The sequence below is a fragment of the Micromonospora parastrephiae genome (genome assembly GCF_016802865.1).
In the GTDB taxonomy this organism is placed as follows: domain Bacteria; phylum Actinomycetota; class Actinomycetes; order Mycobacteriales; family Micromonosporaceae; genus Micromonospora; species Micromonospora parastrephiae.
On sequence record NZ_JAEVHM010000214.1, the window covers coordinates 1 to 8,546 of the forward strand.

The 8,546-nt window shown below is 73.5% G+C and carries 8 protein-coding genes; 1 reads left to right on the plus strand and 7 read right to left on the minus strand.

Annotation, left to right across the window (positions count from 1 at the left end; translation table 11 throughout):
• Positions 1–15: 15 nt before the first annotated feature.
• The 7 genes from JNW91_RS27065 to JNW91_RS27095 form a co-directional block, all read right to left on the minus strand.
• On the minus strand, positions 16–1,968 hold the full coding sequence (locus tag JNW91_RS27065) for a vWA domain-containing protein (RefSeq protein WP_203178229.1): 1,953 nt from the start codon (positions 1,966–1,968) through the stop codon (positions 16–18).
• A gap of 2 nt (positions 1,969–1,970) precedes the next feature.
• Positions 1,971–3,431, minus strand: a complete 1,461-nt coding sequence (locus JNW91_RS27070) for a sigma 54-interacting transcriptional regulator (RefSeq protein WP_203178230.1) — start codon at positions 3,429–3,431, stop codon at positions 1,971–1,973.
• 6 nt (positions 3,432–3,437) lie between these two features.
• On the minus strand, positions 3,438–4,553 hold the full coding sequence (locus JNW91_RS27075; protein WP_238425782.1) for a hypothetical protein: 1,116 nt from the start codon (positions 4,551–4,553) through the stop codon (positions 3,438–3,440).
• Between the two features lie 72 nt (positions 4,554–4,625).
• A complete protein-coding gene (locus JNW91_RS27080; protein ID WP_203178232.1) occupies positions 4,626–5,276 on the minus strand; it encodes a response regulator transcription factor in 651 nt (216 codons plus the stop codon).
• Positions 5,273–6,517, minus strand: a complete 1,245-nt coding sequence (locus tag JNW91_RS27085; protein ID WP_203178233.1) for a sensor histidine kinase — start codon at positions 6,515–6,517, stop codon at positions 5,273–5,275. Before JNW91_RS27085 ends, JNW91_RS27080 begins: the two co-directional genes overlap by 4 nt.
• Positions 6,518–6,571: 54 nt before the next feature.
• Positions 6,572–7,069 (minus strand): hemerythrin domain-containing protein, encoded by a 498-nt coding sequence (locus JNW91_RS27090; RefSeq protein ID WP_309244497.1) that lies wholly within the window; start codon positions 7,067–7,069, stop codon positions 6,572–6,574.
• Positions 7,070–7,074: 5 nt separating this feature from the next.
• On the minus strand, positions 7,075–7,305 hold the full coding sequence (locus tag JNW91_RS27095) for an aldo/keto reductase (RefSeq protein WP_238425783.1): 231 nt from the start codon (positions 7,303–7,305) through the stop codon (positions 7,075–7,077).
• Between the two features lie 70 nt (positions 7,306–7,375).
• On the opposite strand from JNW91_RS27095, the gene mgrA reads away from it, so the two are divergent.
• Positions 7,376–8,371: an L-glyceraldehyde 3-phosphate reductase gene (gene mgrA / locus JNW91_RS27100; protein ID WP_203178236.1), complete on the plus strand. Its 996-nt coding sequence runs from the start codon at positions 7,376–7,378 to the stop codon at positions 8,369–8,371.
• The last annotated feature ends 175 nt before the right edge of the window (positions 8,372–8,546 follow it).

An 8,546-nucleotide genomic window follows, 5' to 3' on the forward strand; every position in this document is an offset into this window, starting at 1 on the left:
GTGGGGGGTGGGGGGTTAGCGGTGGGATTGGCGGGAGCGGAGGTAGTCGCTGACCACGTACTCGCCCAGGTCATCCGTGTCCGGGGTGAACATGCGGCCTCGGCTGCGGCGGGCCACCGCGTCGACGAAACGGCGCAGGCCCGGGTCGTCGCCGAGCATGAACAGGTTGAGCGTGGCGCCGTAGCGGCTGAGCCGGTCCACCTCGCGGACCGTCGCCTCGATGGTCTCCGGCAGCGGCGGCCAGTGGAACAGCGCCTCCCCGTCGTCCGGGTCCAGGTGCGCGGTCGGCTCGCCGTCGGTGACCACCAGCACCACCGGCTCGGCGTCCGGGTGCCGGCGCAGGTGCCGCCCGGCCAGTCGCAGCGCGTGCTGGAGGTTCGTGCCCTGCTCCATGTCCGGCTCCACCGCCGCCAACTCCTGCTGGGTGAGCGTCATCGCCTCCCGGCCGAACCCGACGATCTGTAACGCGTCCTGCGGGAAACGGGTCTCCATCAGGTGCGCCAGCGCCAGGGCCGTCTGCTTCATCGGCCCCCAACGACCCTGCGAGATCATCGAGTACGACAGGTCGACGCAGAGCACCACCGCCGCGGAGGCGCGTTTCTCGGTCTCCACCACCTCGAAGTCGTCCACCGCGAGTTGCAGCGGAACCGTCGGACCGGCCCGGCGGACCGCCCGGGTCAACGTGCGGACCACGTCCAGCGGCTGCTCGTCGCCGTACTCCCAGGGGCGTGACGCACCGCTGACCTCGCCCGCCGCACCCGCCGAACGCAGGTCGTGCTGGCCGCGGGGTCCGGCGGTCAGGTCGGCGAAGACCCGCCGCAGCGCGGTCCCGCCGAGCCGGCGCAGCGCCTTCGGGCTCAGCGTCAGCCCGTCCGCGTCCCGGCTCACCCAGCCCTGCCGGCGCAGCTCCCGCTCCAGCTCGCGCAGTCGCCGGACGTCGTCGGCGGCGTCCCGGCCCAGCGTGCGAGCCACCGCGTCGACGTCCACGTCGTCGAGGGTCGCGCCGGGGTGTTCCTGGTCGAGCTGGTCCAGCAGGTCGTCCAACTCGCCGATCTCACCCAACGCGCCGGCCGCGTCGGCGTAGTCCAGCGGCTCCTCGCCGCGGACCCGCTCGCCGCGCCCCCACCGCAGGTCGGGCCGCAACGACCGCAGGTTCGCGTCGAGCGCCGACAGCTCCCCGGCGAGACGGTCGCCGAGCGACTGCTGCATCAGGCCGGCCAGCTCGGCGCGCTGCCGTTCGGAGAGCGAGTTCATCAGCCGTTCGCCGGCCGCCGACCGGCGGGCCAGCACGTCGATCAACTCGTCGACGGTCTCCGGCTTCTCCGGGAAGAAGTCGCCGTGCCGGCGCATGAACTCGGCGAACGCGTCGGTGGTGTCCTCCGCGCGGGCGTGCCGGGCCAGCAGGTCGTTCAGGTCGCCCATCATCTCGGCGAGCCGCTGCTGGGCGGCCGGGTCGGCGGAGGCACGCACCGCGTCGCGCAGCCCGGCGAAGCGCTGACCGAGCACGTCGTCGCGGAGCTGGTCGAGGATCTGCTGGTACGACCGGCGGGCGTCGTCACTGGCCCACTGGTAGCCGGACAGCTCCTCCACCGCCCGCGCGGTGGAGCGGGGCAGGTTGTCCAGCACCGACTCGGCGAACCGAGCGGCGTCGTCGTCGCGGCCCCGCAACTCGTCCCGCTCGGCGGCGAGGGCCTGGTCGAGCAGTGCCCGGGCTCGGGTCACCGCGCCGTCCAGATCGCCCCGGCGCAGCGCCTCGCGGCGCAGCCGCCGAGCCCGGGCGGCCAGGTCGTCCAGACCACCTCGCCCCTGCGGGCCACGGCGCAGCAGGTCACGCAGCGCCTCCCGCAGGCTGCCGCCGGCCAGCACCTCGGCGCCGACCGCGTCCACCGCCTCGCGCACGTCGTACGGGGGTGCGAGCGGGTCGGGACCGCCGTTCCACTGCCCGTACCGGAACCGGTTGCCGGCCATGGTCAGCCTCGGCCGCCGTAGACGGTGCGCCCGGAGTCGGTGACGTCCTTGCCGAGTCGACGGGTCAGGTGCAGCCCTTCCAGCACGAACTCGACGGCGGCGGCAGCCTCCTCCGGGGTGGGCGCGTCGCCCAGGCCGAGCCGGTCCAGGACCTTCGCCAGCCCGGGTACGGTGCCGACCTGGCCCAGCAGCTCGGCGGCGCTGACCAGCTCGCCGGTCTCGATCGCCGTGCCGTCGTCGACCAGGGCGGTGAAGCCGGACAGGTCCAGCCCGGCCAGGTGCGCCCGGAACGTCTCGGCGGTCGCGGTCCGCAGCAGGTGAGCGAGGATCTCGATCTCCCGCCCCTCCTCGCCGCTCTCGAACTCCACCTTGCCGCGCAGGGTGCTGGTCACCGACACCGCGTCGCCGACGCGGGCCACCGCGCCCTCGGGGCGTCCCTCCGCAGCGCCGGCGGCGGCGAGCAGGCCGGAGCGGCGCAGCGCGGCACCGGCGACCGTCTCGGCGGCGGCGATGGCGAACCGGGCGGAGACGCCGGAACGCGGGTCCACCGACGGCGACTCCCGAACCGCGCGGGCGAAGCGGGCCAGAACCTCCAGCACGTGCTCCGGCACGTCGGCGACCAGGTCGGCTTCCTGGCGGATCAGCGCCAGCTCCAACTCCAGGTCGACCGGGTAGTGGGTGCGGATCTCCGCGCCGAACCGGTCCTTCAACGGAGTGATGATCCGGCCCCGGTTGGTGTAGTCCTCCGGGTTGGCGCTGGCCACCAGGAGCAGGTCCAGGGGCAGCCGCAGCTGGTAGCCGCGAACCTGGATGTCCCGCTCCTCCAGCACGTTGAGCAGCGCCACCTGGATGCGCTCGGCCAGGTCGGGCAGCTCGTTGACGGCGAAGATGCCCCGGTTGGTGCGGGGCACCAACCCGAAGTGGATGGTCTCCGGGTCACCGAGGGTGCGGCCCTGGGCGATCCGGATCGGGTCGACGTCACCGATCAGGTCGCCGACGCTGGTGTCCGGGGTGGCCAACTTCTCGCCGTAGCGCATCGAGCGGTGCAGCCAGCCGATCGGCAGGTCATCGCCGGCCTCCGCGACCTGGGCGCGGGACGCCGGGGTGAGCGGGTGCATCGGGTGCTCGTTGAGCACCGAGCCGGGAATGACCGGAGTCCACTCGTCGAGCAGCGCGCCGAGCGAGCGGATCAGCCGGGTCTTGCCCTGGCCGCGCTCGCCGAGCAGCACCATGTCGTGCCCGGCGAGCAGGGCCCGCTCGACCTCGGGCAGCACGCTGTCGTCGTAGCCGACGATGCCGGGGAAACGGGCCTCGCCGGAGCGCATCCGGGCGAGGAGGTTGTCGCGGAGTTCCTGCTTGACGGTGCGGTACTGGTGACCGGCCGCCCGTAGCGCGCCGAGCGTGCCGGGCAGGTCGGCCGGTGGAACCGGGATTACCGGGGTAGGCGCAGTCACCCGACCCACGCTAGCTCACATTCGCGGGGGCGCCCGGGCATCAGCGAGCACCCCCGCACCACCCTCATCCCCGACGGCAGCGCCGGCAGGCTCCACGGCGGCGCAGGTGGTACGCGTAGGTGGCCGCGCCGAGCGCCACACCCCACAGCGGCCAGAGCCGCGCCGGGGCCCGGCCAGGTCGATCTCCTGCCAGAATTCGGGTTGGCTGAGCAGCCCGAGGCTGGCCGCGGTCACCGCGAGGGCGACCAGGGTGGCCGGGACCACGGCCAGCTTCACCGGCACCCGGCGGCCGGCCAACCCGAGCATCCAGCGCGGGAACCGCTCGCCCCAGCGCTGTACCAGGCCGAGGGTGAGGATCGCACCGACGGTGGCGAACGCGCCCAGCCCGAACCCGGCCCAGACCAGCCCGGTGTCCTGCATCTCGGTCAGGAACTCCCGGGAAATGCCCAGCGGGATGCCGGCCGCCCAGGCGAACCGGGTCAGCGCGTACGTCAACGGGATGGCCGCGGCGATGCCGACGGCCCACCGGCCCCAGCGCGCGGCGGCGGCCTGGGTGCTCCACCCCCGGGCAGTGTCGCCGCGACCGCAGCCCACGCAGGCCCCGGCGGTGCGCCGCTGCCAGGCGAGCACCGCGCCGGCCAGCAGCAGCCCGCCGGCCAGCGCGGCGAACCGGGCGAAGAGCGCCCAGTTGAAGATGTCGGAGTAGTCCACCGGCGGCCACCCGAAGGGCGCTCCGAGGATCAGGATCGGGGCGTAGCCGAGGATGATCAGCACCCGGACGTCCGGAACGACCACCGCGAGGACGAACGCGACCGCCCAGCCGTAGCCGGCGAGCAGCGCCCGCAGCGGGCCGGGTGAACGCGCCGCCGGGCGGCTCATGGCCAGCGCGGTCACCGCGGCGGTCAGCAGTACGCCGGCGAAGAGCGGGCTGGCCAGGTCCACCGGCACCAGGCGCAGCAGGTTGACCTCGCCGCCGTTCCTGTCGTTCGCGCCGAACGGGTAGCCGGCACCGGTGAGCGTGGCGACCAGGGCGAGCACGCCCCAGAGGCCGAGCCAACCGGCGGCCAGCGGGGCCAGCCGGTCGGGCCAGCGGGAGGCGGTACGGGGTCGGAAGGAAGTGATCGTCGTCATGGTTCCAGCCTCGGCGGGCGGCCGGCGCGAATCCTCCCGCCCGGTGGCGAACCCGCTCCCCCGCTGAGGGGATCAGCCGGTGGGGACCACGAAGCCGGACTCGTAGGCGGCGATCACCGCCTGGGTGCGGTCGCGCACCCCCAGCTTGGCCAGCACGTTGCCGACGTGCGTCTTCACCGTCTCCACGCCGACCACGAGGTGGGCGGCGATCTCCGGGTTGGACCGGCCGGTGGTCATCAGCCGCAGCACCTCGGCCTCCCGGTCGGTGAGCCGGGCAGCGCTCAGCCGGTCGCCCCCGGCCGGCCCGTACGCCCCGACCAGTTGGCGGATCGCGGCCGGGAAGAGCAGTGACTCTCCCGCCGCGACCACCCGGACCGCCTCCACCACCTCGGCGGGCCGGGCCCGTTTGAGCAGGAAACCGGAGGCCCCGGCGCGCAGCGCCTCGTAGACGTACTCGTCGTTGGCGAACGTGGTCACCACCAGCACCCGGGGCGGGTCGGCGGAGGTGGCCAGCAGGTGCCGGGTGGCCTGGATGCCGTCGATGCCGGGCATCCGCACGTCCATCAGCACCACGTCGGGCCGGTGCCGGGCGACCAGGGGCGGCACCTCGGCCCCGTCGGTGGCCTCGGCGAGCACGTGCAGGTCGGGTTGGGCGTCGATGATGGCCCGCAGCCCGATCCGGATCAACTCGTCGTCATCGACGATGAGCACGCCGGTGGTCATCGTGTCTCCTCGTAGGGCAGGCGGGCCCGGATCAGCCACCGGTCGCCGTCCGGGCCCACGGTGAGTCGACCGCCGAGCAGCAGTACCCGTTCCCGCATGCCGTCCAGGCCCCGACCGGACCGCCCCGTGTCGGCCCGGTCGGGGCGGCTCATCGCGTTGACCAGCTCCAGTTCGAGCGCGTCGGGCCGCAGGTCCAGCCGCAACGTCACCGGCCCGTGGCCGTACCGGGCGGCGTTGGTCAGTCCTTCCTGGACGATCCGGTAGCCCTCCCGGGAGACCACCGCGGGCAGCCGCGCCGGGTCGCCGACGCGATGCGCGTGCACGGTCAGCCCGGCCGCGCGGGTGTCGGTGACCAACCGGTCCAGGTCGGCGAGGGTACGCTGCGGCGCCACCGCCAAAGGACCGCCGCCGGTCTCCCGGAGCAGTCCGAGCACGTGGTCCAGCTCGTCCATGGCGGTCCGCCCGGCCTCCTCGATGGCGGTGAGCGCCCGCCGGACGAACTCCGGGTCGGTGTCGAGGACCTGCCGGGCGGCCCCGGCCTGAAGGGTGGCCACGGTCAGCGCGTGGCCGACCGAGTCGTGCAGCTCCCGGGCCAGCCGGTTGCGTTCCGCGAGTCGGGTGGCGCGCGCCTCCAGGGCGGCGATCCGCTCCGCCTGCGCAGGGCCGAGCAGCACCGGCGCCATCGAACCGGCGAGCGCGCCGAGCCCCGCGACGGCGTAGCCGAGGCCGACCAGCAGGGCCACCCCGGTCAGGGTCAGCAAGCCGCTGTCCCGACCGTCGAGCGGCCCGAACCGTTCCCGGCTGGTCAACTCGGCGCCGACGCCGAACTGCTGGGCGATGAACGCCAACGCCATCGGCAGGGCACCGAACAGCGCGACCATCACCAGGGCGCCCACAGTGAGGTGCGTGGCGATCCAGAGCGCGCTGCGCAGCCGGGTCTCCCGGTCGCCGTGGTGCCCGGGTGCGGGTTCGGGCAGGTCGACGCCGAGCAACGCCCGCACGGCGGCGATCTCCAGTGCCCGGCTGCCGTCCAGCAGCAACGGCACCACGGCGATCAGCGCGGCGATCACCAGCAGGGCGTACACCAGTGGGCGGGGGATGGCCGAGTCGGCGAGCAGTTGGGCGAAGGTCACCGCGAGGACCCCGTACGGCAGCGCCAGCACCCCACCCAGCAGCAGGAACACGCCGCGCCGCCAGGTGGTGCCGGCGACCAGCGGGGCCAGCGCCGCTCGGAGGGTCATCAGGTCATTCTGCTGCCGTGGCCCGGGGTGCGACTCCCCCGCGCCGGGGAGATCTCAGCGGTGGTCGGCGACGTACTCCTGGGGGTCCTTGTCGCGGAACGGCAGGTTGCGGCCGTTCTTGTGCTCGCCGTAGAAGGTCAGCCAGCGGTGGCCCAGCTCGGCACGCAGTTCGGTGCTGGCGTGCCGGCGGAAGTCGGGCAGCGCCTCGTCCTCCTCCTCGGCCAGGTGTTCGCTGTTCTCCCGGCGGGCCGTGCCGACCGCCTCCCACCAGGGCTTCGAGCCGACCGGGTGCAGCTTCGACTCGGCGATGGCGTCGCGGATCTTGTTGTGGTCGCCGATCGCGTCGGCGGTCTCGTCCTCACCGTCGTCGCCGTGCTTGACCAGGTGCGGGTAGAGGATCGCCTCCTCGGCCTCGGCGTGGATGTCCAGGTGCAGGGCGAGGGCGTCCCAGATGGCGAGCAGTTCCTGCTCGTCACGGGCGTCGTCGAGGCGGGCGAAGCCGCGCCGGAAGGAGGCGTGGTCGTCCAGGATCAGTGCGGTGATGTCGTCCACTGTGCTCACTTTCCCGTTGGGCGGGCGAACCGGGCGCGCAGCATGGCGGGCATCGCGGCGAGGCCGGTGACCGGTCGGAAGCGTTTGGCGGCTTCGGCCAGCGCCGCGTACTCGTCGTCGGCGAGGTCGATGTCCGCGGCGGCGGCGTTGTGTTCCATCTGCTCCACCCCGGACGCGCCGGGGATGGCCAGCACGTTCGGGTGACGCAGCAGATAGGCGAGCGCGATGAACCGCATGGCGTCGAAACTACCCCGATGTCCGGGTTCGCACGCCCGATCCCCGCCAGCACGGGCCGGAGCTAGGCTCATGATCGTGACCTACCTCGCTGCGGATGACCGCTACGACACCATGACCTACCGGCGCAGCGGACGCAGTGGCCTGCGGCTGCCCGCCGTCTCCCTCGGGCTGTGGCACAACTTCGGCCCGGACCGCCCGTTCGACCGGCAGCGCGACATCGTCCGGCGCGCCTTCGACCTGGGTGTCACCCACTTCGACCTGGCCAACAACTACGGCCCGCCGCCCGGCGCGGCGGAGGAGAACTTCGGCCGGCTGCTCGCCACCGACCTGAAGCCGTACCGGGACGAGCTGGTCATCTCCAGCAAGGCCGGCTACCTGATGTGGCCCGGCCCGTACGGCGAGTGGGGTTCGCGCAAGAACCTGATCTCCTCGCTGGACCAGTCGCTGGGCCGGATGGGGCTCGACTACGTCGACATCTTCTACTCGCACCGGTTCGACCCGGACACCCCGCTCGAGGAGACGATGGGCGCGCTGGACGCCATCGCCCGCTCCGGCAAGGCGCTCTACGTGGGCATCTCGAACTACAACTCGGAGCAGACCGCGCGGGCCGCCGCGATCCTGCGTGAGCTGGGTACGCCGCTGCTGATCAACCAGCCGTCGTACTCGATGCTCAACCGCTGGACCGAGGGCGACGGCCTGCTCGACACGCTGGAGCAGGTCGGCGCCGGTTGCATCGCGTACAGCCCGCTGGCCCAGGGTCTGCTGACCGACCGTTACCTGGGTGGCATCCCGGCGGACTCGCGGGTGCGCACGAGCGTCTTCCTCAACGAGAGCGACCTCGGCGAGGAGAAGATGGCCACCATCCGGGGTCTCGGCGCGGCAGCCGAGCGGCGCGGCCAGTCCCTGGCGCAGCTCGCGCTCGCCTGGGCGCTGCGCGACCCGCGGATGACCAGCCTGATCATCGGGGCGAGCAGCGTGGAGCAGTTGGAGACGAACATCGCCGCGCTCGACAACCTCGACTTCACCGCCGAGGAGCTGGCCGAGATCGACGCGCTTCTGGGCTGATCGGCGCCGGCGGGCCGGGTCACCAGATCCGGCGCCGCCCGGCCCGGTGGTTGCGGACCTCGCACTGCCGGCCGACCGGGGCCGCGGCGCTGCGGCATCGCCGCCCCGCGCCGATCAGCAATGCCAGCACCAGCACGGTGGCGGCGCCGGCCAGCACCGGCCACCGGGCGCCGAG